Source organism: Bradyrhizobium sp. STM 3566 (genome assembly GCF_045571445.1).
Taxonomy (GTDB): Bacteria; Pseudomonadota; Alphaproteobacteria; order Rhizobiales; family Xanthobacteraceae; genus Bradyrhizobium; species Bradyrhizobium vignae.
Window position 1 is genome coordinate 5,390,972 of sequence record NZ_CP120692.1, and the last position, 25,795, is coordinate 5,416,766.

The window sequence follows — 25,795 nt, forward strand, 5'->3', positions numbered from 1 at the left end:
GCTCGCTAGTGCTTCGCCCACAGGCTTTTTGGCATCAGACAGTGCACTTCGCGGTCGGAACCTTCAGGAGAACCAAGCCGACAGTCCATGGCTATGCTCGCGAGCGAATAGGCGTCAAGTGGTGTTAGATGCTTCTCGGTTGCCAGCTTGTCGACCATGGCCATTGAAGACGTATCCATCGCCTTGTTCAAATCAGTATCTTTGGCATACGTGACAAGGTAGTCCGGGTTGTCGTCGCGGGGCAGCTGTGGCGCCGGTACGTTCGTCGCCTTGGGAATCATGCAGTATGTCCCTTTGAGAACATTGATAACTTCGGAAATGCGACAGTCCCAATTTGCTAACATGAGCTTTCGCGCAACCTCGGACGACACTTTGCTCTGTCCAGCGATAAGTTCGGTCGTTTGCTCCTGCAGCAAATTAAACGCGACGTTGAGATCCCGGTCGTATCCGATAGCGATCCAATGCGTGGGTGTCTCAATGCGAGGCCAAGTCAGCTTGATGTCTTTGAGCACCGAAATCGTGAGATCGAGCTCCTTGAACGCGGTCTCGATGGCTGTCAGATTGATCTCGCCGTTACCCTGCCCCGCGTGAGAATCCCCCGACCAAAGCAACGCTCCATCTACGAATACCGGGAGGTAGAGCGTCGTACCTGAGACCATCTCGTTGATATCGAGATTCCCACCAAAGGGGCCCGGAGGCACAGTGCTGTAGGGGCCAGGTGCCGCGCGAGCAACGGCGATGATGCCAGGAAATGGTCGCAACGGAACGAAGATGCCGGGCGCGAATTCCAGCTGCTGCTTGGCAATATCCAAATAAAAATATTTTACCTGACCTTGAGAGAACCGGCTGGGAAACGCGCCTCCAAAGCCAGGATAATTGAAATTCAAGGCGTATGACGTCGGCACTATTCGACCGATATGGACCTTCAGGGTATCGCCGGGTTTGGCGCCTTCGACATAAATCGGCCCGGTAATTGAGTGAGGGCCTCGACCCGGCGATTCCGCCTGTTCCGATTTCGCGCGCTGCGTCATTTGCTCGATCGAGAGGTCCAGCATGACTTGCTGATGCCCGTGGATCAACGTCTCCATTGCTACCGTATCGCCCGATCGGATGCGGAGCACTGGACGCTGGGCGTTGTCATACCATCCGAACTGAGTCGTATCAGCTGTCCCGGGAAGCCTTATCACTGCACCGCCGGTTGAACGCGGCGCGGACGCTGTAGCATCGCCGGCCGGCGTGATCGACCCGGCGCTCTGCGCGGCAGCACCAGACGACGCGAGTCCTACAACGATCAGCATTGGTGCCGCGTGCGCCACCAGCCTGGCCGCAAGAGTGCCATAAGTCATCCCTTTCCCCCTATATAGCTGTGCTTATCTTTCTGAGTTCTCGGCCGTTGGCGATACGTCGCACCGCCAAGAATAACGAACGCGCTCCTTCCAAAAGCTGCTGGAACCTCTGGTCCTGCGGTCGAAAGCAATTCGAAAGACCTGATCCGCACTTGCTATTTGTCGAATGTTGTTAGCTCGGCGCCGTCATTCGCCACGAAAACAACCAACATGCTCGCTGGCTCGGTCTTGCTTGCGTTCTCGCTAATCACGTGGTGTTCGCCTGGAGGCTCGAACACGCTTTCGCCGGCGTGATAGATCTTCGCGTCTTCCCCTTCGACTTGCGACCGGATTTCACCGGAGAGTACGTAGGCGAAGACATCCGCGTCATGGTGATGCGCCTTGGAAGCGCCGCCGGGAGGGTAATTGACAACGACGGCGGTCAGAACCTTGTTTTTGATGTCTGGCAGCTTTTCGGTGCGCACCTGCGTGACCGAGCGCCCCCGAGCTGGCGTGTTCGCGTTTTGCGACAACGCGGCGGTTGCCGCGAGAACGATTACCGTCGTAAGACCGGCAAGGTGAATCTTCTTAGGAAGAGAAAATGATAACATCGTCGGCTTTCTCTCAAAATGGGTGTAGGGCCGAGCGACCGCACGCCAGGCGCAGATCGTTGCGGCTTGACCGGTAGGTTCGCTTCTCAGCACGATGCGCAAAGCACGCTGAACGCATTTTGCGAGAACCTCATGGACGTCTGAGGTTTAGTACTGCCTGCAACGCAGGCCATGGCCAAGAATGACCAAAAGAACCAGACCAAGTGCTCACTGGCTCGCTTGGTACACGACGGCGCAGACTGACAATCGTTCAGTCCACGCAACAACATTTCCAAAATAGCAATGGGCGCCGCGACAGCAGGTCCAATCTATTTGCAACACCAGCGAACTATGATCGCGTCGGCGGTTGGGCCTGGCCAACTTATGTCGGATAAGGAGACGCAATCGGCGTTGCTATGCGATTGGAGGGGGACGCGTGGCCGTGAGGCGGCCTCCGCACGTCCGACGTGAAAAGGGCGCGTTTCAATCGTTGGGTCGCTTCTTGGGCTATGTCGGCGGGGACATTTGTGAACCCCAACAGCAAGCCCGGACCAGTCCTGGTGCGTAAACCCATTGGGGATAGCGCGTTTATCGCCAATCCCAGCGCTCGGGCCCGATTGGCTAAAGCAACGTCATCAGTATCTGCAGGCAGATGCAACACCAGGTGAGTGCTTCCCGTTTCCGCTACGTGAATCGAATCGCCTAGGACGTTTTTCAACGCTTCGACGAGGGTAAGCTTCCGCTCGCTATACAATCTTCGCATCCGCGCCAGATGGCGGCCCAGGTGGCCCTGAGTGATGAAATCCGAGACGACCATCTGATCAAGTAGCGACTGCTGCGTAGGCCACAGTGCTGATGCACTCTCGAACTCGCCGATCAGCGAAATCGGCGCGACCAGGTAGCCCAACCGCAGTCCGGGAAATAGAAGGTTGCTAAACGAACCGACATGCAGCGCCCGCTCGGCTCGATCGTGATGCTTGAGCACGGGCAGCGAGCGATCCGATTGACTGAAGTCGCCGTCATAGTCGTCGTTGACAATCCAAGCCTTCGCTGCGGTGGCCCAAGAGACCAACTGTGACCATCGATCGGCCGACAGTGCGATTCCTAGCGGAAACTGGGCTGCCGGCGTGACAAGAGCGAGGCGAGCTGCCGGAGCAAGTGCGATCCCGGCCGAAACGTCAATCCCATCGCCGTCAACAGGAACCGGAACGAGATCGACGCCGGCTAGTTCTAATGCATGACGCGCCGGCGGAAATCCCGGGTCTTCGACCCACATCTTATCGCCGGCCGCAAGCAAAGTCCGCCCGATCAATGTCAAGGCGCCCAGGAATCCCGCGGTGATAAACACCTGGGTTTCGCTGCATGAGATGCCGCGAGAGATCGTCAAGCGATTCGCTATTGCCTGCCGCAAGGGCGGATAGCCGCTTGCACCCTGGTAGACCATCTTGGAAAACGAGAGAGATCGCGCATGACTCGCCGCCAGTCGTGACCACAGCTTGCGTGGAAATGCATCGAGTGCCGGCAGGCCCATCTGGAAAAGGCGCGGGGCTTGAGCAGCTTCCGAGGCTAACCCGGGCAGCAACGGGCGCGGCAACCGAGGCGACTGCCGTGGAGTTTGGCCGAGAGGACAGGATCCAACCCGCGTGCCTGCGGCGCCTCGGCGGATCACGAGCCCTTCGCTGGCCAGGATCCCGTAGGCAAGTTCGACGGTGGCGCGAGAAATGAAGAGCTGAGACGCCAAGCTACGTGAGGATGGGAGTTGCGTTCCCGGTGGCAGAGACCCCGACGCAATAGCTTGTTTAATCCGGTCACAGAGTTGTTTGTGAAGGGGCCTATTTTTTTGAGGATCTACCCGAAGGCTTGCGAACCTCGGCTCCAGCATGCGACTGCCCATGGACTGCTCGCTTTGAGTTGCTTTTGGTCCGTGTAAACACGGAAATAGCCCGATATATGCATCATAATGCAAGATTATCAGGTGACATGCAATATTATGCAATAGCCCCTCATGGCCGGCGCTAAGCGAAGTCCCGTCAAAGATTTCATGGACTTACAGACCAATCCCTCCCCAAGTCCCGATAGCCGGCATCGACCAGCGTTACCTACCGGTCGTAAGAGCGAGCTTTCCGATCCCATCTTCCGGTCCTATCCGGCCGCAAAAAATTCCAGGATCGGCTCATCGCGGAATTGCGCGAGCTGACAGGAGTCGCGATTCCTGGCGGACGCGTACATTGGTCAGTCGGATAGAGCATGGGCGACCCAAGGGAAGTCACGATCAAACCCGACGATTCGTTCACCGGGTCCGTGTGCGACCACAGCCTGGGCTTCGTCAATTTTCGCAAGCGGGAGGTCACCGAGCCGGGGCGGCTCTTCTACGAACAGTCGATCCAGGTGCTCGCGCGTGTCGAAGAGATGCGCACGATGATGAAGCGCACGCTCAAGATCGAGAAGAGACGGCTCACTATTGGATTCGTGGGCTCGGTGCTCTACGGGCACCTGCCCGAACTGATCCGGGAGTTCCGCCGCGCGGCGCCGGAGGTCGAGCTCCATCTGGTCGAACTCGTCACTCTTGAACAGATCGCCGCCCTCAAGGAAGGCCGCATCGACATTGGCTTTGGACGCGTGCGCTTCGACGATGACGAGGTTCGTCGCATCATCTTGCGCGAAGAGCAGTTGGTGGCGGCCCTGCCGATGGATCATCCGTTGGATAAGCAGAGCGGTCCTGTGTCGCTCGAGCAACTCGCCGAAGAGCGCCTCATTCTCTATCCCCGCGCGCCCCGCCCGGGCTACGCCGATCAGGTCATCGCACTCTTCCACGATCGCGGACTCGAACCCCGGATCGCACATGAAGCGCGCGAGCTTCAGATTGCGGTCGGCCTCGTCGCTGCCGAGGAAGGCGCTTGCATCGTGCCGGTCCGGCCGAATCTCAGTCGGCGCGAGATGCCGTCTCTGACCGAACTCGGGTGACATCCTTCACCTCAACGGCAGGAGAAGCAGCTCCCCAGCTATTTCTCACGTAGTTGAGCACCGCTGCGATCTGGCGATCATCGAGTTGCCGGCCATACGGCGGCATACCCGGCGCTGTCGGCTCGGCTTGCGTGCTTGCACTGCGGGCGCCCCGGAGAAAGTTTCGGATCACCGTCGTCGGATCACTCGAGCGGACCATCGCCGACTCGCGAACTGACGGAAAGAGGTGGGCGACCCCTTTGCAGCGAGCGAAAGTGAACGCAGGTACCGGCAAGTGCAGGCGGAACTGGCGCATGCAAATCGCGTGGTGACGATGGGCCAGATCACAGGGTCAATCGCCCACGAGGTAAACCAGCCGATCACGGCTGCGGTCATCCGTGCGCAGGCAGCCTTGCGCTGGCTCGGACGCGAGCCGCCAGATCTTGGAGAGGTGCGGGAGTTGCTCACCCAGGTCGTCAGGAATGCCGCGCGAGCCGGCGAGGTCGTTGGACGGATCCGGGATATCATTAAGAAAGTGCCCCCCGGCAGGACTTGCTGGAGATCAACGGCCCGATCCGCGAAGTGATCGAACTCACCCGCAGCGAGGCGACCAAGAATGGCGTGTCCGTGAGCGCGCATCTGCCCGAAGGCCTGCCTCTCATTCGTGGCGATCGTGTTCAACTCAGCAAGTCGTGCTGAATCTCATCATAAACGCCATCGAAGCCATGAGTGGCGTCAGCGATGGTGCCCGAGAATTGCAGATCACCACGGCCAAAACAGAGTCGGATGACGTGCTTGTGGCCGTCCGAGATTCGGGTCCTGGATTTACGCCGGCAACACTCGAACGCATTTTTGAGGCCTTCTACACAACCAAAGCATCTGGCTGGGCTGTCGATCTGTCGTTCGATCGTCGAAGCACACGGCGGACGTTTTTGGGCGAGCACGAATGACCCCCGGGGCGCCTTGTTTCAGTTCGCTCTACCTCCAGGAGAGGGATACCGCTGAGCATGATGGTGGTCCGGGTGTGCATGTCCGACGTCAAGCAGACGCAATTGTTGCTACGATGGCAGAAGCCTGGTCACCCAGCTTGCGATTCTAACCGACGATTTTCCCTTTTGAATCCGACGCCGAGCGGCTCGAGCTTTCGCACCGTCTTCTTAACGCGAATTCCGTCCTTCGACCCACGTTCCGAGCTACGGTTCGCGCGATGACTAGGGGTGATATCGCGCCACTTCTTTAGGCATCATCTGAAGCGGAATTGAGCAACTCCCGGCATGCTGCATTGCTTTGAACCTGTTTGGCCGAATTCTCGCGTCAGGGACTGTTGTGACTCGCCAACGCCAAACCTAGCGTCCTGCCAACGTAGGGAGAGCGAGCTATGCCAACAACATCATCGCGGAAAATTCCAGTCACGGTTCTAACCGGCTTTCTGGGATCGGGGAAAACAACTCTGCTCAACCAACTGCTCGAAAGCGATCTATTGGCGGATTCCGCCGTCATCGTGAACGAGTTTGGATCGATCAGTATCGATGCTGAATTGGTCGTCGGCGTCCACGAAGAGATCCTGCAGATCAACAACGGTTGCATCTGCTGCACCGTCCGGAAGGACCTCGTTTCAACGATCACCAATTTGCTCTCCGGCGAGAAAACGATCCGTCGGATCCTCATCGAGACGACCGGGCTTGCCGATCCCGCAGCCGTCATTCAAAGCTTCATCGTCGACGAAACCCTGTCGGACGCCACTACGCTCGATGCGGTCGTCACCGTAATCGATGCTGTCCATATCGACCATTGGCTCGCCGACCAGAGCTCGGGCGAAAACGTTGCCGCGGAGCAAATCGCGTTCGCCGACGTCGTGGTGATCAGCAAGCGTGATCTGGTTGACGCTTCCGCTTTTGCCGCACGCGAAGCAACTGTTCGAGGCATCAATCCGATGGCGCGCATCGTTTCGGCCATCAACGGCCGCGTCGACATCGGCTCAATCATCGACGTCAAGGCCTTCGACTTGAAGAACTGCCTGGCCATCGAACCGTTGCTGCTCTCCGAATTCGAGCACGAGCACGATCTCTCCGTCGTCAGCGTTGAGGTTCGTGAGGATCGCCCGCTGGACGGCCCGCGCTTCTTCCGGTGGCTAAACGCCTTTGTTCAACAGAACGGCGAAACGCTACTGCGCTCGAAGGGCATTCTTTGGCTGAAAGGGGAAGCGCGGCGCTGGGTGTTTCACGGTGTCCATATGACGCTTGAGGGTAGACCGGGCCGGCCTTGGGCGGCGAACGAGCCTCGATTCAGCGCGATCGTCTTCATCGGAAGAGGGCTCGATGCTGTTCAAATTCGCAGCGGCATCGCCGATTTGGCTCGACCCGGCACAAGTCTGGTCGCTTAGCGACCCGCCAATCCAATTTCAACGGGAGAAAATGACGATGACGCCCCTGCTCGCCCTAACGATAAGCATCGCCGTGCTCGGTGGTGTGGACACCTACTTGACTGCAACCGTCCTGCCCATTCCGGTCTGGGTGACATTCATCGCCTGGGCTTCGTTCTTCGCTTGCGGCGGCACGTCGGCGGGCTTTGTCAAATCGGTCGCGTCGAACTGGATTGGGGTCATCATATCCAGCTTTTGCCTGCTCGCCATTGCGGCGGCTCCGGGGTCGGCCGCGTTTGCCGCAGTGAGCGTCGGTCTGGGCAGTGGCGCGATGATTCTCGCCTCCTCCCATCGGGCATTGGGATTTCCGCCCGCCATCGTCTTCGGCTTTGCCTCGACCGTCGGAACGGTCGCCGCTACGGGAAGTCCGATCACGGATGCGAGTATCACTAACCCGGCGTTGACTGCAGCATTTTACATACTGGTCGGAGCCGCGTTCGGCTTCGTTTCCGAGAAGTTCGCCGACGTTCTGGCCACGCGCCGGGCTACGGCCTAATCAAGCGAGGGGAAACCGCTTATGAAATTGCAGCACTATCTCGGCGGCCTTGAAGGGCTCGATCCGATATCACTCGCAGACCATCCGAAATCCGTCGTACTTGTCCTCAAACACCCCATGAGGATCAACGAAAGGGGCATCGGTGAGCGTGGCCAGCATCGGCTGCAAGCGCTTAGGGAGCGTTGACTTTCGGCTCATTTCGAAGCCGATTGCCGATCGACAATTCTCTCGGTGCTGCCGACATGGAAGACCCCGAACAGGCGCGCTCGAGCCGAAACGAATGCTTTCCAGAGTTTCGCGAACCAAGAGATCGTGAGCAGCTTCGGTTTCACGATCACGAAAAGCCGCTCGACCACTAGGAGGCTAAATGCGTAGCACGCCACGATCATCGCCGTCCCGGTGATCCAATGGCCCTCTCCTGCCACCGCTGCCGCGACGAGCTTCAGGGGCTCTACGGTAGCTGTCGGGAGAGCCAGCAAGAAGAGCGACGGGTAGGGACCGAGTCCTTCGATCGACCTTCTTAAGTTCATGCATGCTCCTCCGGGAGAAGAACGACGGCAGCCTGCCGGTGGTTCCTGGTAACGGAACATACGTCGCATGATCTCGTTTTAGGCGCGGCGAGCATCGTCCTGTGGCGCTCATGCGTCACGCGCGAGTGAAACCTGCACCTCGCAGCCTTCCGAAAGAGGCCTTCTCGTCACGGCCCCTTTCATCTGGGACGCCAGCAGGCTGATCAAGCGCGTGCCGAGCCCGCTCTTGCCTTCGAGCGGACAACCGACACCGTTGTCCTGTACGGTCACGAGGATGCTGTCGTCTTTGGCGCGCACGTCCACCTCCACCGCGCCGCGGCGTCCCTCGGGGAAGGCGTACTTGAAGCAGTTCGTCACCAGTTCGTTCACGATCAGCCCGATCGACGCCGCCTGCGAGCTCCGCACCTCTATGTTCTCGCAGTGGACACCGATCGAGATCGTGCGTACGCCACGATGAAAATTGGCGAGGCTTCCGCATAGCGCTTCGATGTACGCTGCGAGGTCGATGCGGTTGCTGTCAGCAGTATCGCGCAAACGGTCGTGGACCTTGGCGACCACGTCCACCCGGCTCACCGCTGAGGCAATTGCTGCCTGGACCGCAGGGTCCGTCGCCGAGCGGGCTTGAAGCCTAAGGACGGAGACTATGGTGGCGAGGTCGTTCCGCGTTCTATGCGCGCGCTCCTGCAGCAGAACTTCCGAATATCGGTTGGCTTCGGCAAGCTTCTGCAGAGTGTGCCGCAGGAGCTCGGTGACGGCCGCAATGCAGATGCCGGTCAAGACGAATAGGACGAGCGGGATCGCCGCAGACGATGGGGGGGCCCGGGATGAAGTACGCGGCAGCAAGCGCGGCCCCTGCCGCGGTGGCCAGGATACCACTGCCGCGGTCGAAGAGGACAGAGCACAGGAAGATGGCCGGGATGAAGAGCAGAACGGGGTAGGAGCGCAGGTGATCGTCCAGCATCACCCGGGCGAAGAACGCGATGCCAACCAGGCCGAGCGTCAACGTGTAGCGCACCCAGATCGGAAAGTCCGACCTGGCCGTGAAGAGGCGGTGCAGAAAGGCTTCCATTCGGGAAGAACGTGCCTTCCAAGCTCGATGTTCCGAACCTGTCAGGCCGTTTCCGAACGTCTCTTCAAGCGGCTCGCGTCGCAGGCGATCTACCATGCGACAAAGCCCTAATCGGACCATAGCACGCGCGCCGGGAGCGCCTGTATCCTTTGGAGCTCAATCGCTCGCAAAGCAGGGCTTGCGATTGGGACTCGCTCGGGCACGGGCGGCTGCTACCCCCGTCACAAGATGCCGAACTCAAAGGGCGCAATCGGTTCAAACCAAGGATTTGGCGGCACTTGGATCAATTGGCATTTGACGCGAAAGCGCTTGGCCGCCCGACGATTGCGTGGACGGCGCAACCAGCCCTGATCGGTGGCGACCGCTCTCTCGCCCCTCGAGCGGGATATCGCGTGCCGCCGCCATCAGGCGGCCCGAGAGAGCGAGTGCCTCCTCTGGCGGAGATAGCGCGTAAATTCGAGCAAGGTCATCGCATTCAGCACCCTTTCCGGGGTACGCCGCCCTCCCCGGCCATCTCACGCCCCAGTTGCATGCGGTCGAGCTCGGCAATCGAGTGCGCGTCCGGATTTGATGATCATTATGTGGCCGAATTCGAGCGCCGCCTGGTGCCAGCGCCAATCCAGGTCGAGGCGCCACGGGTGGGCGTTGATCTCGACCAGGCGTCGCGCTTGGCGTAGGCCCGAAGCACCCTCTCGATGTCGATGTCATAGCCGGGCCGTCGCTGGAGCTGCCGCCCCGTCATGTGGCCGATGATCCGTGCGCTGTTGCCGCTATTTCTTCGGCGCTGCTGGACCAGTCTCGTTTGATCCTGTCGTCGTTGCTGGCGGCGCGCTTTGATTCGATGCGGTCGTGTTGTGCCGGCCTGAATAGTAAAACCCACCCACGATGATCACGATCACGCAGATGGCCAAAGCAGCCCAACCTCCCCAGTTGTTTCGCCGATTCAGGTTGCCGACAGGTCGATTGTCGTTCGGATAGGTCATGCCAGTTTCTCCTCAAAATCAGAAGGCGCCGAGAAAAGAAGCGTTCCTATTGGCGTCGCCTCGATCTCGCGAACAGCGCGGTCATCAATTGTGGTGTGTTTGGAACGATCAGACCGGCAGCTCGCTTCTCTGATTTGCGGCTCAGGAAGCCGCATGAGCGCGAACGCGTATCAATTTAGGAGAAGCTCCATGAAAACACTCGCTATGGCAGCTGCGTTGTTCACCTGCTTCGCGGTCCCGGCCTTTGCCCAAACCACGGCGCCCGCCAACAGCTCGCAGATGGACGCAGCGTCCGCCAGCCACGATCAGAAGAGCCCCGCCGATGCTGCCCAGTCCAATGGCGGTGCCCAAAACAAGTCGGCGATCGAGAGCATCAGGAAGGATCTCCAAGCCGCAGGCTTTACCGATGTGAAGGTCGTGGCCCAGTCCTTCGTCGTGCAGGCAAAATCGAAGGACGGGAATCCCGTGGTGATGACGATTGGTCCGCATGGCATGTCGGTTTTCGAGGCCATGACGTCGGGCGGCTCCTCAGGCACCGTGGGATCGGGTGCGGGCAGCGCCGCGCCCGGCAATTCCAACGGTTCCGGAGCGCAAAAGTAAGGTCGCGTGAGGCCGCGGTGTACGTGCGGCCTCACCCGACCCCTGTTCCCAGAAGCGCGTCACGTCATTTGCGAGAGGCACTGAGCCATCGCCAGACGCGCTAAACGGTCGCAAAAGGGAGGGGGGTCCTGTAAGGAGGCGTCACGTGCCCATTCGTTTCCTGCGCGTGGTGATTGTTTGGTTGCTCGTATTGGCAACCCTCTGGGTGATGCAGCCCTACCTGTCTGCACTCTGGTTTTCTGCCTCTACTCCTCGGACTGTAACACCTCGCGCCGAGCTCGCCGCCAGCGAGCAGGCGACTGTCCGCCTCTTCAAGGAGGTCTCTCCGTCCGTCGTGCATGTGTTTGCACGTGGCAGGCCTAGCCCGTCCGTGTTTTCCGATGAACAGGACAGTGTTGTGCAATCTGGGTCAGGCATCATATGGGATTTCGCGGGGCATGTGATCACGAACAATCACGTCATCAGCGGCACCGCTCACATCGGGGTTCGGCTGACGTCAGGCGAATTCGTCGCGGCGCATGTCGTCGGCGCCGCTCCCAACTACGACCTCGCTATTCTTCAATTGGAGCGGCCAAGGTCGGCACTGCATCCGATTGCTGTCGGCCGTTCGGCAGATCTGCAGGTAGGCCAGAGCACATTCGCGATCGGCAACCCCTACGGTCTCGACCAGACTCTGACCTCTGGGATCGTGAGCGCACTTGGTCGAACCCTACCATCGGTGACTGCGCGCGAGGTGAAGGGGATGATCCAGACCGACGCGCCCATCAATCCGGGAAATTCCGGCGGTCCGCTGCTCGATAGTGCCGGCCGACTGATCGGTGTGAACAGTGCGATCATCTCCGGCTCGGGCGCATCGGCCGGAATCGGATTCGCTATTCCTGTCGACATCGTCAACCGCGTCGCAGCCGAGTTGATCCGTAGTGGTCACGTTCCCTTGTCGGGGGTCGGCATCGTGGCGGCCAAGCAGGGCGAGGCAACAAGTCTCGGAATTGACGGCGTCATCGTCCTCCGAACCTTGCCTGGCTCTCCGGCCGCTAAAGCCGGGATTGAAGGCGTGAGTGAGGACGGAGTGATCGGGGATGTCATTACCGAAGTGAACGGCAAGTCCGTCCACAGCATGGAAGAATTGACTTCGATCCTTGAAGATGAGGGCATCGGCAAGCAGATCGAATTGACCCTCGACCGCGCAGGACAAACCCGCAGCGTCAAGTTGTCCATCGCTGACGTCTCTCAGCTGGCCCAGCGATGAACGCTGTCCACACTCGAATCCATTCACCGGGCTGCTATTCCGCCGCCTCGCGCAATGGAGGCACCTCCGCATGCGGTTTGATCTGCCGTGGTTGCCCCATCAGAACCGGCTGAAACAGCACGGCGGCGGCCATGGTGCAGGCGAGCGCCAGCGCCATCATCTTTCCCATGCTCGACATGCCCGGGTAGTTGGAGGCCCACATGCTGCCGAAAGCCGCCGCATTAGTCATGGCGCTGAACACCACGGCCCGCGTCAATGTCGACTGGAGCAGTCCGGTTTTGCCGGCGCGCCAAGCCATGATGTAGTAGATCTTGAACGCCACCCCGACGCCGAGCAGCAGCGGAAGCGCGATGATATTGGCGAAATTGAGTTGCGGACCGAGCAGGACGGACAGCTCCAGCGTAAGCGCCCCCGCGACAAGCAGCGGGATCAGCGTGAGCAGGACGTCGGTGATGCGTCGCAAAGCGATCGCGAGGAGAATGGCGATCGCAACCAGAGCCATGATTCCAGCCTCCACGAAAGCGCGGGTTACTGTTCTGGCGGACTCGTAATAGCTGACCGCGGCCCCCGCAGCGGCAGGCTCGGCGGTAAGAACAGCTTCGGCGAATTTTCGCAGCACGTCGACGTTGTTGGCATCGCCTTTGGCGAGCGCCTGCACCCGCGCGCGACCGTCTTGCAACTGCCAGTCGCGGACCAGGTCGGCAGGGAGGCGTTCGCGCGTCACCGGTTGAGCCGAAAGAGTCTTGCGAAGGCGGTCCAGATCGTGGTTCAGGGAGGGAACCACCGCCGCATCGGCCTTGCGGCGAATGTCGGCCGAGGCACTTGCCAGCTGATCGAGTTGCGAAGCGACGGCGCGTGCGTCGTCCCCCACCGCGCCACTAGCGCCGGTTGCCACCTTCAAGAGCGTCTGTGCCGTGCTGCGAAGCGCGTTCACGGTATCCTCGTCGTTCGGTGCGGGCCTCTTGCCGCGTGGATTGAGCGCTGGCCCGATCGCGCGGTCGGCGGCATGGATGGCAGCGAGCTTCTGCTCCTGATCGGTTGGAATGAAGTTCGTCAGCGTCATCACGCGCGCGACCTCCGGAAGCGACGAAAGCCGTTTAGCGATCAGATCCGCCTGCTGTTGCGATCCCGCCAGCACCTTGGCATCGTTTCCGTTGGTCTCGGGCTCCGATTGCAGCTTCCGATAGGTGACCACCGATGGAGAATTGGATTTCTGAAGGTCGACGGGGTTGAAATCGAACGGGAGGTGAAACAGCAGTGGCGTGCCGGCTAAGACGACAAGAATGGTGCCAACGATCACCGCGATGCGGTGGCGCTGCAGAAATGCGTCGACCGGCGCAAGCCATTTGAAGCCCACCGCGGCGGATTCGCCTGGCGGATTGAGCGCGGTCAGCATCGCCGGTACTAACGTAATGCTACAGGCGAAAGCGATCAGCATACCGAAGCCGGCAATCAATCCGAGCTCGGACAGACCGCGATAGTCAGTCGGCAAGAAAGCAAAAAAGCCGATCGCGGTGGCGGCCGCCGCGAGCGCCAGCGGCGCGCCCGCCTTATGGGCGGCGCAGCGCAGCGCGTGACGGAGGTTATCCAGCTCGTGCCGTTCGGTCCGATAACGCACGCTGAACTGAATGCCGAAATCGACGCCGAGTCCGACGAACAGCACAAAGAACGCAATCGAGATCAGGTTGAAGGAGCCAACCATGAGAAGTCCCAGAGCGGCGGTTGCGGCGAGCCCGACAGCCAGGCTGAAGAACACCGCGGCAATGAGCCTGAAGGAACGGAGTGCAAGCCAAAGGATCACCAGCACGCCAATCAACGCCGTGAGGGTGTCGCGCACCGCGCTGGAGCGGATCACCGAGAACTGATCGTCATTCATCGGGACCTCGCCCGTGAGGCTGATCTCAGCTCCGAAACGCTGCTTCAGCTGAAGATCGGAGGCTGCCTTCCGGATTGCTTCGGTTGCCGCCCGGCCGGGTTGAAGTGCTTTGAAGTCGAGCTTCGGGGCAATTTCGATGAAGTGTCGCGATTGGTTTTCGGCCAGAGCGTGCCCTTGCAGAAGCTCCTGCCAGGAGAAGAATGCAGGTTTGTTGGCGAGGACGCCATCCAAGACTTTTCGCGTGAGCGAAAGTGGCCAGCCGAGCTGCTCGAGCTTCAGTCGACCTGCCGCAACGGCCTGCGCAGCCGAGCCCAGTACGTCGACTGCGCCGCGCAAGGTCGGATCGGCCGCAAGGGCCTCCAGGAAGCGGCGGGCACGAGACAGCCCCTCGGCTGTCCGTTGCACATCTGCGGTCGAGCCAAGCAGCAGGCTATTGCGCTCGAAGAACTCGCCGCTGTCGGGCTGGACGAGGTCGCGAAACAGCCCCGGATTTTCCTTCAGCCTTTGGGCAAGCTCGTCGGTCGCAACGTCAGCATTTTCCGGCGTCGTCGCCGTCACGACGACGGAGATTCCCTTTTGCGGAAACGCTTTCGAGAGCTCGACCTGGCGCTGATGCCAAGGAAGGTTCTGCGAGACGAGTGTCTGGATATCCGTGTTGATGGAAAACCGCGTTGCGGCGTAGAACGCGCAGGCAACTAGCAAGAGCGCTCCCACGAGGATGGTGACTCGCCAGCGGCGGACGCAAAGATCGACGATGTTGACGACCGCTTGAGTCATTTGCCTCGTTTATCGTGCAAGCGCTTGCCAGTTGGAATAGCCGAAACTCCCTCTACCCGATCCCCAGGAAGCAGATGCGTAACGCGCGAAGCGGTCGCCGGTTGCTGCCGGCATGTCGGGGAACTCAGGCCTCGAGGCGGCCGAGACATGCGCATCAGCGGTACGACCTAGCCTCCGGTCGCAAAGCCGGGGAAGAGCATCATGCCGCCGTCGATGAATAGTGTTGCGCCTGTGACGTAGTCGGCGGCATCCGACACCAGCCACGCGACAGCCTGGGCGATGTCGTCTGGCTCTCCTATGCGCTTATAAGGAACCAAGGTCATCAGGCTTTCGTAGGCTTCTTTGGTCTCCCAGGCCGGCCGGTTAATGGGCGTGCGAATGGCGCCCGGCGCAATCCCGTTGACACGAATGGCGAGCGGAGCCACCTCCTGGGCCACGCTTCGCATCATCTGCATGACGCCGCCTTTCGAGGCTGCATAGTTCGCGTGCCCCGCCCAGGGTATCTCCTGATGGACCGAGCTCATGCAGATGAGCTTGCCGGCCGCGACGGAGATGTGCTTCACGACACCTCGGCGTTTGAATTCGCGGATGGCTTCCCGGGCGCAGAGAAACTGGCCGGTCAGGTTGACGCCGATGACCTTATTCCACTGCTCAAGGGTCATGTCGTGGAAGGGGGCATCGCGCTGCAAGCCGGCGTTGTTCACCACGATGTGCAACGTGCCGAAGTGCTCGACAGCGCTGGCGAACATCGACTGGACGTCCTCCTCACTGCTGACGTCCGCCCTGACCGTCATCGCCTTCCGGCCCAACGCTTCGATCCGGTGGGCCACGTCTTCAGCCGCTTGCGGGTCCACGACGTAGTTGACGACGACGTCGGCGCCAGAGGCGGCGAGACCCAAGGCCACCGCACGGCCGATGCCTGAGTTTGCGCCGGTGACGAGGGCTGGCTGGCCCTCCAGCACGACCGGAAAGCGGGCTGCGGTTCGAGGACGCTCGCCGGGGAGGGCTGGCGCTGTCGGGTCGATCGTGGTCTCTGCCATGGTTGCCTCCTAAAGCGAGTTCTGCGCCTGCTGTCCTTTGCTGGGAACTGGCTTCTTGCTGCCGCGGTGCTCAGAGGGCTTCTCGCGGTGCGTAAGGTTATGGGCGGTATTCACCAGCGCGATATGCGAGAACGCTTGCGGGAAATTTCCGACGAGACGCTTTCGTGCGACGTCGTACTCTTCTGAGAGAAGTCCAACGTCGTTGCGCAGCGCCAGGAGCCGCTCGAACAAGGCCCTGGCATCCGCGTCGCGGCCAGTGAGGTGATACGCGTCCGCGAGCCAAAAGCTGCAGGCGAGGAACATGCCTTCACCGGGCGGGAGTCCGTCCTTCGTCGCGCCAGTGTCGTACCGCCGGACGAAGCCGTCTTGGAGCAGTTCCCGCTCTATCGCCTTGATGGTCGAGATCACGCGCGGATCATCGGGCGGCAAGAATCCGACTGCCGGAATGAGCAGGAGGCTGGCATCGAGCTGCGGCTCGCCATACACCTGCACGAAACTCTGCAGCCGTTCATCGTAACCGTGCCGACACACATCTTCGTGGATCGCGGCGCGTTGTGCTTCCCACTCTTGTACTGGCCCATGCATGCCGAATTCGGCCGCCGACTTGATGGCACGATCGAAGGCGACCCACGCCATGATCTTCGAGTAGGTAAAATGCTTTGCGCCGCCGCGGACCTCCCAAATGCCTTCGTCCGGTTCGGTCCAGATGTCTTTGAGATGATCGAGCAGGGCGCCTTGGATCGCCCATGCTCGATTGTTCTCATGAAGGCCGCCGCGGCGCGCCTGATAGAGAGCGTCCATCAACTCGCCGTAGACGTCGAGCTGAAGCTGGGTGTGCGCCGCATTTCCGATGCGCACCGGCTTCGAACCTTCATATCCTGAGAGCCACGGCACCTCCCACTCGATCAGTCGGCGTTCGCCCGTGACCGCGTACATGATCTGGAGTTGCTTGGGGCTTCCCGCCACCGCGCGGACGAGCCAATCTCGCCAGGCCCGCGCCTCATCGTAGTAGCCCGCTCCCATGAGGGCCAAGAGGGTCAGCGTGGCATCGCGCACCCAGCAGAACCGATAATCCCAGTTTCTTGGGCCCCCGATCTGCTCGGGAAGGGAGGTGGTCGCCGCGGCAACCATGCCGCCGCTCGGGGCAAACGTCAGCGCCTTAAGGGTTATCAGCGACCGCAGAACCGCCTCGGAGTAGGCGCCCGCCGCTTCGCAGCGACTGGACCAATCGCGCCAGAAGCGCTCCGTTGCCTCCAATAGGGCGCTTGGATCCTCGGCAGCCGCAGGCTCCTGGTACGAAATCTGATAGGAAAGAACGAAAGCGACGCGCTGGCCCTTCTTGACCGAAAACGCGCTGATGCTCTTCATTGACTCGCCGCGCATGGGCGCTTCGGTTCTGAGCAGCAGCATCGAGTCCCCCGCAACTAGGCTGAGCGCTCCGTCTTCAATGCGACTGACCCACGGAACGCTGATGCCGTAGTCGAAGCGCGCGACCAGCTCGCTGCGCATGTCGACCTTGCCCTCGAGGCCCTCGACGATCCGCACGACCTTTGAAACGTCTGTCTTTGGAGGCATGAAATCGATGAGGCGGACACGCCCCTGGTTGGTCGTGAAGACCGTCTCTAGGACCAGCGTCCCGGGCCGGTAGCAGCGCTCGCTTGGATGTTTATCGACCGGGCAAAGCTTCCAGTATCCGTTCTCTTCGTTGCCGAGGAGCCGTCCGAAGCAGCTATCGGAGTCGAAACGAGGGAGGCAGAGCCAATCGATCGACCCGTCGCGCCCAACCAGGGCTCCGGTCTCACAATCGCCGATCAACGCGTAGTCTTCGATCCGAGCCATTCAACGTACCCAGTCGGACCAATGGGCGTCTCGCCCTTGGGTTCCGGCTGAGGGATTTCGGCGGCATAGACTTTCGGCGAAGGGCAGGTCCGACGCTAAGAGCGGCGGGTAGGTGGCCGCCTTGTCTGGTCATCCGTCTTCGCGCTTCTCGTGGCGCGTCCTTCGGTGCCGCCGCCCCCGGTTACCGAACCTGCAACGGTATACAGCAGCGTGTGGTCATGCTGGCTTGAGACGAAGGACCCCACCCCGATGGTGCCTTCAGCGCCAGGCTTATCCTCCACGACGACGGGCTTGCCCCATTTCTTCGAAAGCGCGTCCGCGAATATCCGAGCCGCGGCGTCGTTGGCACTTCCAGGCGGAAACGTTGCAATCAGCTTCACCGGGCGGTCGGGCCACTCCGCCCGCGCGGCGCTTGAGCAGGCAAGTACCGTAGCGCAAACCGAGACAAGAAGACGAATCGCGCCCGTCGTGCGGCACGAAAATCCACGTCCGACAAACGCCACGCGAACGCGAGACCGTTGGTTGTCGCCGCAACATTTTCATCGCCTCCTGTTCTGCGAACGCGCATATCAGGCGCGCTCCCGCTTCGTGGGAGCCTGCGCCGTAGACTCAAGTTCGTTGCCTTTGCCGCCCGCAGCGACGCACTCGGCTTCGCTGCCGCATGGGCATGGGGCGCTGATGCCACCGAGCCGCGGCAGCGAGTCGGGCATTCCTCTTAACGAGCGTTCTCCAAGTCACTGGTCGCACAACCGCTTGTATTCAATGCGGATGGCGTGGAACGGCTTGTTGCCGGTGTTCTCGATCGCATGCTCAGCTTGAGCCGGGAGGCGCACCATCAGCGGCAACTCGACAGATTGTTGCCCTTGCACGACCGATTGGAACACCTTACCGTCCTTGTCATAATTGGTGTAGGTCGGACGCGAGTCCACCACCATCACGCTGGGCCATCGATGGTGATGCGAGGCTTCGCGTTCACCGGGAAGAACGGTCACCTCCAACACGCGCAGGTTTGCCGTTTCGTAAATCACCTTGTGATTCCGTGGCGCTGCGGTCACTGCCTCCCGGCTTTCTGCCCAAGCCGCAGCGTCTGCCAGGCCACTACACATTGAAGCGGTCTGAGCAAGGCTGGACGTTGTCACTATCGTGGCGGCCAACGCGGCTATTGCAGCAAACACCGGCGTCCTCATCATTGTCTCCCACAGGGCAGTTTCGAGGTGCAGCCTAGGCGGCGGGGTCGATGGCGTCGAGCAACTTGGTTGAAACTTAGTCGTGAGTTATTATCACGAATGGATGCCTTGGTTGGATGGGAATGCGTCGTGGATCGCAGTCGCGGCCTGAATGCTGGTCCGTGCTGCCGGTGCGGGCAGCTTCGCGTCCGCTGCGCGGACCAGGCACCTAACGCCGTCGGCGGTCAGCCGCGGCATTTCCGATCTGGAGCGTGAGCCGAAGTCCGGCCGCCGGCCGAGGATTCGCAGGGGCCAAGCGATAGATCATGTTCACGCCGATCGTCGTTTCCGCCCAGAGCATCACGTTTTCGTAGAAGGGGCTGCCCGCGCGTGCTTGTCTTCCGCTCGTAGCCGCTGCTGTGAACGAACAGCAGCACGGGCAACAGCGAGGCGGATTCATTCGGCCCGAAGCACATCGAGGCGATTGCGCTCGTCGGCGCCGTACTTCTCGTCGTGTGTCACCCGCACGCCGGCATACGGCTCCTTTATTGCAGAGGTGCGATGAGCCTGGCGGTGTCCGGCGCGTTGATCACCGGCCCGATCCTCTCGATCGCCACCCTGATCTCCTGTGGCAGTTCGCCCGCTATAGACTGCGCGGACACGAGCGAAACAAGTCCGGTCAGTATGCGCGTTGCGTTTCGCCTCGCACGGCGACCGAGCACCCAGGTCAACTCATGCGCCCGGATCCACACTGGGATCACTATGGAATTCCCTGCGCGGCCGCGTTGTCGCGCTCGACCTGTTTCTTTCGGACGCTTGCCAGCTCGCGGCTGCAGACGTCGAACTGACTGGTCCCGGGGCGAATGCCGAACTGACTACAGACGTCGCGATCCTCGTCCGCGACGATGCGCTCGAGCTGCTCCCGAGCTGCCGCGCGCATCGCAGGTCCGGACATGAACAGCGCGTGCAGGCCGTAGGCGATCGCCACGGCCATCAGCATCGCTTGGGCGAGTGTCGGCTGCGGCAGGCCTCCAGGTGTCGGATGGCTTGCGGCCCTGAACCTGGCCTTGTTCTTGACATCGGTCATATCGAAAAGCTCGTGCTCGTGGGCTCTATCCGGGTCGCGCAAGGCTACGTTCTCCGCTCCTTTCCGATGCGGCAAGCGGGCATGACCGCCTTGCTTCGTCGAGAGCCATGCTTGACCCAGTCACGTGAAGAGCCAGCCGTCCCCGGGCGGAGGCGCGACCACCTCGCCAAACAGGTGCTCGATCACGGGAAAGCAGGGTTCGGTGGGCGCAAAGTGAGTGGGCGGCGGCAGGAGATAAGCGTGGTCGTTCGCGATCAGCTCGCTCAAGACTGGCACGTGCGAGGCGGCAATGGAGATTCCGGTCGAGAACGAAAAGCTATCGTTATGTGCAGACATGGCTTCGAGGCTCCAAATGGGAAAGCGAAAACCGCCGCAAGGTATCAAAGTGCTCTCTCTGGTTCTTGGACTCGAGGGAACGGCCGGGCGAGACCGCATGATGCACAAAAGTCTCATTCTAGATTGTGCGCCGTGGCGCAGCGAATCGTCGAGCGCGAGTACTGCCCTCTTGCCAAGCCTCGCTGTGTCGCGTGAGCCACATGCGATGGCATTTCAGCGCCTGACGGCGCTCCGTTTGGACCATTGAGCACACTTCGTGCTCGTCAGCTCTCGCGAGTCCAAGAAAGCCCGTCAACGCGCATGCTACGGCCGTCCCAGGCGAGGTCAGCGTTATCGGCCTTGCATCTTGCAAAGGGAATCCTTTCGGGGCGACGGGCATGGGCCAGACCCGAGCGCAAGCGACTTTGATCGTGATCGGGGCAGCGCTTCCCCTGTCTTCCGCTCTGGCCGCCGACTTGCCGGTCAAGGCTGGGCTGCCCGCGCCTGCCGTTATCGATTGGAGCGGCGTATATGTCGGCCTGCACGCGGGCTATGGCGGCGGCATGAATGATTGGTTGGGCTCTTTTCCACCCTTCAACTACGCCACCGGCGGCGCGCTCGCCGGCGCCCAAATCGGCATCAATAAGCAGATCGCAAGCTTCGTCTTCGGTCTCGAACTGGACGGCTCGTGGGCCAACATCAGCGGGTCGGAGACCAACAGTCCGTACACCGCTTCGGCATTCACGCTCGTCGGAACGGGACGTTCGAGGATCGAGGCCCTCGCGACCGCCGCTGGCCGGCTCGGACTCGCCGCCGACCACTGGCTGGTCTACGCCAAGGGCGGCTTTGCGGGAGCCTGGGAACGCCACGCCTTCACTGCCGCTGGGGATCTCGGCTTCGGCCCGGTTGGTGCCAGCACCAGCGCCGGCGAATACCGTTGGGGCACCATGGCAGGCTTCGGCGCCGAATTTGCGCTGACGGGTAACTGGTCGCTCAAAGCCGATTATGACTATCTGCGTTTCGGCACCGCTTCGCCGACCCTGAGCGGGACATCAACATCCCTGAATATTACGGTTCCCACGTCATTCCCTCAGCCCATCACGCAGGATGCGATCCACCTCGTCAAAGTCGGCGCGAACTACCGAATGTTCGCGCCCGCGATCGATCCAAAATACCCGGCGGTGAACGCAGCGTCCGGAACAAACTGGACCGGAGCCTATGTCGGCGTGGAGGGCGGATACGGCTTCGGACGCAATGATTGGCCCGACCAGACCACCCCGGACGTTACTGGCAGCGGCAGCTACGATCTCCGCGGCTGGCTCGGTGGTCTCGATGGCGGCGCGAACATCCAGTCCGGAATCGTTGTCCTCGGCGTCGAAGGCGAATTGATGTGGACGGGAATCAAGGGCAGCCAGACCTTTGCTTTCCCGATCCTACACGGCACCGCGACCACGAGTCTCAACAGCAGGATCGATTGGCTGGCGCTCGCCACGGGGCGCGCCGGGTTTGCCATTAGCGACCATCTTCTGGTCTACGGCAAAGGCGGGCTCGCCGTTGCCAGTGAAACTGGCCGGCAGCTCAATCGCGGGATTTGGCGCGCCGATCATCGATACCGTTGCGCTTTCCGGTAGAGCGGTTCACTCCGGCGTTGTCCTGGGTGGCGGAGCCGAATACGCGCTCAACAGCAACTGGTCGATCAAGGGGGAGTATGATTACGTGCGCATGATGGCGCAGAACTTCACGCTCGCCGGGCCATTCAGCGAGACGTTCCGTGGCAGCACGCTCAAGTCAACGATCGTCACGACCAACACGGTCACCCAGGAGCTCAACCTGTTCAAGCTGGGCGTGAACTATCTCTTCAATCCGACGGCGGGGCTCTAGCCGCCCGCCGATGGCGGCCGCAACAGGTTCCGAGGCCTTACTCTCTATCGTCCTGCCGTACCCCACGCCGCCTCACCTCGCGCGGCGTGTCGCCGAAACGCGCCCGGAACAGGCGGTTGAAATAGGAGACATCGGAGAAGCCGGCGACGAGAGCTATGTCGGACACGCGCTTGCTGCTACACTGCTCCGCCAGCAATTTGTGCGCGCGCTGCAGTCGCAGTTCGTTGACTCTTGCGGTGAATGACAGGCCGGAGCGCTCCAACAGCCGGTGGAGATAACGGGGAGAAATGCCGAGCTTGGTGGCGAGAGCTGGTGCGTTGAAATCGGGCTCACAGAAGCATGTATCGATATGTTCGAGCGGGAGCCATCCCCTCGGAGCCGCCGTCGCTCGCTTGCCCAAAAGCGCAGCGCTGGCGAGCGACGGCGGCGGAGAGGGGTGGCGTGCATCCCCTTGGTGGGCCTGAGCATCGTCAGGCCGCCTGGCGTAACGCCTCCTTCTTGTGTTCCTTGAGCAGGTCCATGTTGAGATAGCGATGATCCTCGAGCCAGGTCTCGTGACGCTCGACGGTCAAGGCGCGCACCAGCCGCAAACGCGGCCAGCCTTGACCGACCCTGCGCGCGGCGGCTGCGAGATCGGTGGCCGGGACGGAAGAATGGCCCCGCCGCGGCCGAACAAAAGAATGGACGCGATTTCCCCAATCGTCATCGGGGCGATCATTAAAAATCGCTTGTCCATCTCATCCGTAAAAATCGCTTGTCCATCTCATCCGTCGACTTCATGTGCTTGCGGTGCGCCAGCGGCAGGCGGAAGTAGGTGAGCGTCTCCTCGATGTTCTCTTCCACCCAGCCGGTGAGCTTGGGGTACTTGCCGCCCCATTTGCCGAGCCAGGCGGCCAGATCGCGCCGGACCTCCGAGAGGTCGCGCCGGTCGTACATCCATCTGAGCTCCAGCAGGCAATCGTCATCGACCTTCCGAGGCACATAGTCGAGCGCGTTCCTGAGGAAGTGCACATAGGGGTCGTTGAAGAAGTGACCAATAGATTTCGCGCGATGCAGCGATCGGCCCTATCATGGCCCTCGCGTCAAAGCTCGCGCCACGGTGCGATCTGAAGCCGCAAACGCATTATGAGGGACAATCCAAGACAGAATAAACGCAAGGAGAGCGGTTGCCAGCCGCTTGAGGTTGATGGCAGCGGCCGTCAGGTAGGCCTGGATCTTCATATTCGGTAGACCGCGCCGTATGGCGCGCGCCAGTCCATGCCAAGTTTTGGCTTCGCCGTGGAAGCCCTCTGAGCGCCAGCGATGGCGTTGATACAGACGTCGATCCTGCTTACTCCATCGCTCGCGACGGCGGCGGGCGCGCAGCAGTGCCGGATATGGTCACCGACAACGACCGCTTTGTTAACCCGCCCTTTGGATAGGCAATCGCCCTTGAGCGGACACCGGGCGCAATCCTTCGCCTTCGAGTAAAAGAAACGGCCGTGCTTGATGGGCCGCGCCGGGCGCAAGATACGTCCTCGCGGGCACTTCAAGATGTCGTTCTTGGCATCGTACCGGAAGCGTCTGAGCGGTACGCGACTCTTGATTGGTTCGGCTTTAGCTGGGATGAGGGCATCAATGCCGCGCCGCTCGAGCGCGCCGTAGACTTTAGCGTCGCCGGCCCTCCCAGTCGACCCCGATCGCGATCAGCACCGCCTGGCTCGCGATGATGCCATCGTCCCTGACGCGCTCGTAACGGGCGTCCAGGATCAGATAAGGGAACGGCTCCTTGAGCTTGCGCTCGCAGAACGCCTTCAGCGACGCATCCAGCCGCTTGTTGATCGCGCTGATCGCCGAGGCCGAGAAGGCATGGCCCACCAGCTCCTCGGTGACCTGCTTCACCTTCCGGGTCGAGACCCCTTGCACGTACATCTCGGCCAAGGCCGCCACCAGCGCCTTCTCCGAGCGCTGGTAGCGCTCGAACAGCTCGGTCGAGAACCGTCCCTGCCTGTCCTGCGGCACCTTCAGCTCGATCTTGCCGACCCGGGTGATCAGCGAGCGGGAATAGTAGCCGGAGCGATAGCCAAGCCGCCCCTCGCTGCGCTCCCCTTTCTCCGCACCCAGCGTCTCCGTCATCTCGGCTTCGAGAATGTCCTGCACCGCACCCTGGATCAGCGGCTTCAGGAACTCCTTGTCCGACCTCAACAACTCTTTGACTGCAGAGACATCCGTCCTAATCTTCGTCACGGTCATGGCGGGTCCAAGCTCCTCTACGAGCGGTGATCTTCGCAATCACCGGACTTACCATGACCGCTTCAGCCTCTCAGCTTTTGCAGAACCTCCCGCACACTACCATCCACCGGGTCGTGCCCCTTATGGTGGTGTAGCTCGGTAGAGCAAAGCCGCCCGGACGCCCGCCATCCTTAAGTGTCGCCCGCGCACAAGAAGGGTCGGATCGCGCCGCTCTGACTAAAGACTTGGCGGAAATCTCGCAATCCAAGATCTGCATTTCGCCCCTACTCGCCAATGAATAGACCATCTTGAACGCGGGCTCCGCGGAATCCCTTTTTTTATGGCCTCAGCCTGTCGGCGAAGCCCCCGCTAATGATATCCAGGCAACGAGGACGCCCCCGGATCCCAATCCTCATCGACATCCGGCCAGGTCTGAGGCTGCGGAATGGACGCCGAGTCGGGACGATCATCGATGCCGTGCTCGTTGAGCAAATTTTTGAGGCGGGCGATCTCGGCCTGGAGCTTTTGCTGCTCTTCGGCAGCGACCGCGATGAAATCTCGCTTGCTCACATGGCGCGACCGCTGATCGGCCTCGTTCTCCGACACGGTCGCCCAGTATTCGAGCTCGAGCTCGGCGCGCAAGCGACTAATATCCTTCTCGGCCTGACGAATGACTTTGTGGCGCTCCCGCTCGATCCGTCGCCGACGGGGACCGAGACGCTCATGTCCGAACAACGCGCTCACTTGAGAGTGGAACCTGTCCTGGTAATCGATCATCGCTTGGGTGTAGGCAGCCTGCTGCGCTGCCTTGCAAACTCCCCTGCAACGGCATCATTGAGCGCGCAGCGCCCCGGATGAGCCCCTGCAAAATCCAAGCGATTGTCGACACTGAGGATCGGCAACGAGAAGAAATGCAGGTGCAGCATGTCCTCGTCGACATGCTCGACAATGGACTTCAGGCGATCACCGTGTTCCAGCTTTAGCCAATCTACCACCATTCCGCGCCAGAGGTGGTAGGCGTCGTAATCTGACACGAACTCACCCATGCAGGAGATGGGCATCGGGTACGATACGACACCCGCCAACAGGACAATCCCGTTGGAGCGCAACTTCCGCCCCGTCCGATCCTTGGCTTGCAGCGATAGCGCGACGGCCTGCTCGCCAACTTCTATGGGGTCGACACCATAGACGAGGTTCGGCTCAATGGGATGGGCGACGTGAGGAGAATTTGCCGGTACCCGCCTGGCTTCGGCGACGATCCCTTCGATCGTCGCATAGGCCGCTTGACCGCGACCGGGGGTGCGACCGTAACCGTTCAAGTGTAGAGACTGGATCAACATTTTTGGCTCCGTTGCGAACTCATTTTCCATGCCCGGCGGTAAGCCGCAATGTCCCC

Annotated in this window: 26 protein-coding genes and 7 pseudogenes; 11 read left to right on the forward strand and 22 right to left on the reverse strand. The window is 61.0% G+C overall.

Annotated features, from left to right (window positions below; translation table 11 throughout):
• Positions 1-5: 5 nt before the first annotated feature.
• The 4 genes and pseudogenes from P6U27_RS25970 to P6U27_RS25985 form a co-directional block, all read right to left on the reverse strand.
• Positions 6-1,346 carry an acetamidase/formamidase family protein gene (locus P6U27_RS25970; RefSeq protein ID WP_407192802.1) on the reverse strand — a complete coding sequence of 447 codons (1,341 nt, stop codon included), beginning with the start codon at positions 1,344-1,346 and terminating at the stop codon, positions 6-8.
• 155 nt (positions 1,347-1,501) lie between these two features.
• Positions 1,502-2,029 carry a cupin domain-containing protein gene (locus P6U27_RS25975; RefSeq protein ID WP_312016200.1) on the reverse strand — a complete coding sequence of 176 codons (528 nt, stop codon included), beginning with the start codon at positions 2,027-2,029 and terminating at the stop codon, positions 1,502-1,504.
• 268 nt (positions 2,030-2,297) lie between these two features.
• Positions 2,298-3,446, reverse strand: coding sequence for a PLP-dependent aminotransferase family protein (locus P6U27_RS25980; protein ID WP_245163356.1), 1,149 nt, complete (start codon positions 3,444-3,446; stop codon positions 2,298-2,300).
• Positions 3,447-3,611: 165 nt separating this feature from the next.
• A pseudogene (locus P6U27_RS25985) lies at positions 3,612-3,809 on the reverse strand (GntR family transcriptional regulator); the annotation flags it as partial.
• A gap of 353 nt (positions 3,810-4,162) precedes the next feature.
• Between P6U27_RS25985 and P6U27_RS25990 the strand changes: the two are divergent.
• The 6 genes and pseudogenes from P6U27_RS25990 (at position 4,163) to P6U27_RS26015 (ending at position 7,776) form a co-directional block, all read left to right on the forward strand.
• Positions 4,163-4,879: a LysR substrate-binding domain-containing protein gene (locus tag P6U27_RS25990; protein WP_407192803.1), complete on the forward strand. Its 717-nt coding sequence runs from the start codon at positions 4,163-4,165 to the stop codon at positions 4,877-4,879.
• A gap of 313 nt (positions 4,880-5,192) precedes the next feature.
• Positions 5,193-5,444 carry a histidine kinase dimerization/phospho-acceptor domain-containing protein gene (locus P6U27_RS25995; RefSeq protein ID WP_244608030.1) on the forward strand — a complete coding sequence of 84 codons (252 nt, stop codon included), beginning with the start codon at positions 5,193-5,195 and terminating at the stop codon, positions 5,442-5,444.
• On the forward strand, positions 5,411-5,557 hold the full coding sequence (locus P6U27_RS26000; RefSeq protein ID WP_244608067.1) for a hypothetical protein: 147 nt from the start codon (positions 5,411-5,413) through the stop codon (positions 5,555-5,557). Before P6U27_RS25995 ends, P6U27_RS26000 begins: the two co-directional genes overlap by 34 nt.
• Before the next feature lie 26 nt (positions 5,558-5,583).
• Positions 5,584-5,863: pseudogene (locus P6U27_RS26005) on the forward strand (ATP-binding protein).
• A gap of 373 nt (positions 5,864-6,236) precedes the next feature.
• Complete coding sequence (locus P6U27_RS26010; protein ID WP_122404543.1) at positions 6,237-7,241, forward strand: GTP-binding protein; 1,005 nt, start codon at positions 6,237-6,239, stop codon at positions 7,239-7,241.
• Entirely contained in the window at positions 7,177-7,776 is a 600-nt protein-coding gene (locus P6U27_RS26015) for a DUF1097 domain-containing protein (RefSeq protein ID WP_312016178.1), read from the forward strand. The genes P6U27_RS26010 and P6U27_RS26015 overlap by 65 nt, the downstream gene beginning before the upstream one ends.
• A 72-nt stretch (positions 7,777-7,848) precedes the next feature.
• Here the strand turns inward: P6U27_RS26015 and P6U27_RS26020 are convergent.
• The 5 genes and pseudogenes from P6U27_RS26020 to P6U27_RS26040 form a co-directional block, all read right to left on the reverse strand.
• Positions 7,849-7,974: pseudogene (locus P6U27_RS26020) on the reverse strand (DNA ligase); the annotation flags it as partial.
• The gene (locus tag P6U27_RS26025) at positions 7,971-8,366 is read right to left on the reverse strand and encodes a hypothetical protein (RefSeq protein ID WP_244607717.1); all 396 of its coding nucleotides are present in this window, start codon (positions 8,364-8,366) and stop codon (positions 7,971-7,973) included. The pseudogene P6U27_RS26020 and the gene P6U27_RS26025, both read right to left, overlap by 4 nt.
• Before the next feature lie 48 nt (positions 8,367-8,414).
• Complete coding sequence (locus P6U27_RS26030) at positions 8,415-9,083, reverse strand: sensor histidine kinase (RefSeq protein WP_209295178.1); 669 nt, start codon at positions 9,081-9,083, stop codon at positions 8,415-8,417.
• A complete protein-coding gene (locus P6U27_RS26035; RefSeq protein ID WP_209295177.1) occupies positions 8,974-9,471 on the reverse strand; it encodes a DUF4118 domain-containing protein in 498 nt (165 codons plus the stop codon). Before P6U27_RS26035 ends, P6U27_RS26030 begins: the two co-directional genes overlap by 110 nt.
• A 674-nt stretch (positions 9,472-10,145) precedes the next feature.
• Positions 10,146-10,358 carry a hypothetical protein gene (locus P6U27_RS26040; RefSeq protein ID WP_122404547.1) on the reverse strand — a complete coding sequence of 71 codons (213 nt, stop codon included), beginning with the start codon at positions 10,356-10,358 and terminating at the stop codon, positions 10,146-10,148.
• Positions 10,359-10,511: 153 nt separating this feature from the next.
• Between P6U27_RS26040 and P6U27_RS26045 the strand changes: the two genes are divergently transcribed.
• Together P6U27_RS26045 and P6U27_RS26050 are read left to right on the forward strand one after the other, a co-directional pair.
• Positions 10,512-10,958: a hypothetical protein gene (locus tag P6U27_RS26045; RefSeq protein ID WP_244607718.1), complete on the forward strand. Its 447-nt coding sequence runs from the start codon at positions 10,512-10,514 to the stop codon at positions 10,956-10,958.
• A 145-nt stretch (positions 10,959-11,103) separates the two neighbouring features.
• Positions 11,104-12,207: a S1C family serine protease gene (locus P6U27_RS26050; RefSeq protein WP_244607719.1), complete on the forward strand. Its 1,104-nt coding sequence runs from the start codon at positions 11,104-11,106 to the stop codon at positions 12,205-12,207.
• Positions 12,208-12,241: 34 nt separating this feature from the next.
• On the opposite strand, the gene P6U27_RS26055 is transcribed toward P6U27_RS26050, so the two are convergent.
• The 4 genes from P6U27_RS26055 to P6U27_RS26070 form a co-directional block, all read right to left on the reverse strand.
• Complete coding sequence (locus P6U27_RS26055; protein ID WP_407192804.1) at positions 12,242-14,860, reverse strand: MMPL family transporter; 2,619 nt, start codon at positions 14,858-14,860, stop codon at positions 12,242-12,244.
• 167 nt (positions 14,861-15,027) lie between these two features.
• Entirely contained in the window at positions 15,028-15,900 is an 873-nt protein-coding gene (locus tag P6U27_RS26060; RefSeq protein WP_122404549.1) for an SDR family oxidoreductase, read from the reverse strand.
• Positions 15,901-15,909: 9 nt separating this feature from the next.
• Positions 15,910-17,739: a glycoside hydrolase family 15 protein gene (locus tag P6U27_RS26065; protein WP_122404550.1), complete on the reverse strand. Its 1,830-nt coding sequence runs from the start codon at positions 17,737-17,739 to the stop codon at positions 15,910-15,912.
• A 734-nt stretch (positions 17,740-18,473) separates the two neighbouring features.
• On the reverse strand, positions 18,474-18,767 hold the full coding sequence (locus P6U27_RS26070; RefSeq protein WP_122404551.1) for a hypothetical protein: 294 nt from the start codon (positions 18,765-18,767) through the stop codon (positions 18,474-18,476).
• Between the two features lie 310 nt (positions 18,768-19,077).
• Between P6U27_RS26070 and P6U27_RS26075 the strand changes: the two genes are divergently transcribed.
• Positions 19,078-19,470: a LysR family transcriptional regulator gene (locus P6U27_RS26075; RefSeq protein ID WP_407192805.1), complete on the forward strand. Its 393-nt coding sequence runs from the start codon at positions 19,078-19,080 to the stop codon at positions 19,468-19,470.
• 195 nt (positions 19,471-19,665) lie between these two features.
• Here P6U27_RS26075 and P6U27_RS26080 read toward each other — a convergent pair whose 3' ends face one another.
• On the reverse strand, positions 19,666-19,992 hold the full coding sequence (locus tag P6U27_RS26080; protein ID WP_209295174.1) for a hypothetical protein: 327 nt from the start codon (positions 19,990-19,992) through the stop codon (positions 19,666-19,668).
• Positions 19,993-20,112: 120 nt separating this feature from the next.
• Positions 20,113-20,328: a hypothetical protein gene (locus tag P6U27_RS26085; protein WP_145987030.1), complete on the reverse strand. Its 216-nt coding sequence runs from the start codon at positions 20,326-20,328 to the stop codon at positions 20,113-20,115.
• Between the two features lie 377 nt (positions 20,329-20,705).
• Between P6U27_RS26085 and P6U27_RS26090 the strand changes: the two genes are divergently transcribed.
• Together P6U27_RS26090 and P6U27_RS26095 are read left to right on the forward strand one after the other, a co-directional pair.
• Entirely contained in the window at positions 20,706-21,938 is a 1,233-nt protein-coding gene (locus P6U27_RS26090; protein WP_209295173.1) for an outer membrane protein, read from the forward strand.
• 85 nt (positions 21,939-22,023) lie between these two features.
• Positions 22,024-22,188 carry a hypothetical protein gene (locus P6U27_RS26095; RefSeq protein ID WP_407192806.1) on the forward strand — a complete coding sequence of 55 codons (165 nt, stop codon included), beginning with the start codon at positions 22,024-22,026 and terminating at the stop codon, positions 22,186-22,188.
• Positions 22,189-22,225: 37 nt separating this feature from the next.
• Here P6U27_RS26095 and P6U27_RS26100 read toward each other — a convergent pair whose 3' ends face one another.
• From P6U27_RS26100 to P6U27_RS26130, 7 genes and pseudogenes are all read right to left on the reverse strand, one after another.
• Positions 22,226-22,588 carry a helix-turn-helix domain-containing protein gene (locus tag P6U27_RS26100; RefSeq protein ID WP_283809899.1) on the reverse strand — a complete coding sequence of 121 codons (363 nt, stop codon included), beginning with the start codon at positions 22,586-22,588 and terminating at the stop codon, positions 22,226-22,228.
• Positions 22,589-22,658: 70 nt separating this feature from the next.
• Positions 22,659-22,784 (reverse strand): annotated as a pseudogene (locus P6U27_RS26105) (IS256 family transposase); the annotation flags it as partial.
• 168 nt (positions 22,785-22,952) lie between these two features.
• Positions 22,953-23,202: pseudogene (locus tag P6U27_RS26110) on the reverse strand (transposase); the annotation flags it as partial.
• A gap of 120 nt (positions 23,203-23,322) precedes the next feature.
• Positions 23,323-23,840 (reverse strand): annotated as a pseudogene (locus tag P6U27_RS26115) (transposase); the annotation flags it as partial.
• A pseudogene (locus tag P6U27_RS26120) lies at positions 23,839-24,420 on the reverse strand (transposase); the annotation flags it as partial. The pseudogenes P6U27_RS26120 and P6U27_RS26115, both read right to left, overlap by 2 nt.
• Before the next feature lie 348 nt (positions 24,421-24,768).
• The gene (locus P6U27_RS26125) at positions 24,769-25,041 is read right to left on the reverse strand and encodes a hypothetical protein (protein WP_407192807.1); all 273 of its coding nucleotides are present in this window, start codon (positions 25,039-25,041) and stop codon (positions 24,769-24,771) included.
• A 131-nt stretch (positions 25,042-25,172) separates the two neighbouring features.
• A complete protein-coding gene (locus P6U27_RS26130; protein ID WP_407192808.1) occupies positions 25,173-25,739 on the reverse strand; it encodes a hypothetical protein in 567 nt (188 codons plus the stop codon).
• Between the last annotated feature and the right edge of the window lie 56 nt (positions 25,740-25,795).

Coding starts and splice junctions, on each gene's coding strand:
- P6U27_RS25970 (WP_407192802.1), bottom strand. CDS start 1,346: ATGACTTATGGCACTCTTGCGGCCAGGCTGGTGGCGCACGCGGCACCA.
- P6U27_RS26015 (WP_312016178.1), top strand. CDS start 7,177: ATGCTGTTCAAATTCGCAGCGGCATCGCCGATTTGGCTCGACCCGGCA.
- P6U27_RS26060 (WP_122404549.1), bottom strand. CDS start 15,900: ATGGCAGAGACCACGATCGACCCGACAGCGCCAGCCCTCCCCGGCGAG.
- P6U27_RS26040 (WP_122404547.1), bottom strand. CDS start 10,358: ATGACCTATCCGAACGACAATCGACCTGTCGGCAACCTGAATCGGCGA.
- P6U27_RS26065 (WP_122404550.1), bottom strand. CDS start 17,739: ATGGCTCGGATCGAAGACTACGCGTTGATCGGCGATTGTGAGACCGGA.
- P6U27_RS26090 (WP_209295173.1), top strand. CDS start 20,706: ATGGGCCAGACCCGAGCGCAAGCGACTTTGATCGTGATCGGGGCAGCG.
- P6U27_RS26075 (WP_407192805.1), top strand. CDS start 19,078: ATGCTGGTCCGTGCTGCCGGTGCGGGCAGCTTCGCGTCCGCTGCGCGG.
- P6U27_RS26055 (WP_407192804.1), bottom strand. CDS start 14,860: ATGACTCAAGCGGTCGTCAACATCGTCGATCTTTGCGTCCGCCGCTGG.
- P6U27_RS26130 (WP_407192808.1), bottom strand. CDS start 25,739: ATGTTGATCCAGTCTCTACACTTGAACGGTTACGGTCGCACCCCCGGT.
- P6U27_RS26035 (WP_209295177.1), bottom strand. CDS start 9,471: ATGGTAGATCGCCTGCGACGCGAGCCGCTTGAAGAGACGTTCGGAAAC.
- P6U27_RS26025 (WP_244607717.1), bottom strand. CDS start 8,366: ATGTTCCGTTACCAGGAACCACCGGCAGGCTGCCGTCGTTCTTCTCCC.
- P6U27_RS25995 (WP_244608030.1), top strand. CDS start 5,193: ATGGGCCAGATCACAGGGTCAATCGCCCACGAGGTAAACCAGCCGATC.
- P6U27_RS26010 (WP_122404543.1), top strand. CDS start 6,237: ATGCCAACAACATCATCGCGGAAAATTCCAGTCACGGTTCTAACCGGC.
- P6U27_RS25980 (WP_245163356.1), bottom strand. CDS start 3,446: ATGGGCCTGCCGGCACTCGATGCATTTCCACGCAAGCTGTGGTCACGA.
- P6U27_RS26045 (WP_244607718.1), top strand. CDS start 10,512: ATGAGCGCGAACGCGTATCAATTTAGGAGAAGCTCCATGAAAACACTC.
- P6U27_RS25990 (WP_407192803.1), top strand. CDS start 4,163: ATGGGCGACCCAAGGGAAGTCACGATCAAACCCGACGATTCGTTCACC.
- P6U27_RS26085 (WP_145987030.1), bottom strand. CDS start 20,328: ATGTCTGCACATAACGATAGCTTTTCGTTCTCGACCGGAATCTCCATT.
- P6U27_RS26080 (WP_209295174.1), bottom strand. CDS start 19,992: ATGACCGATGTCAAGAACAAGGCCAGGTTCAGGGCCGCAAGCCATCCG.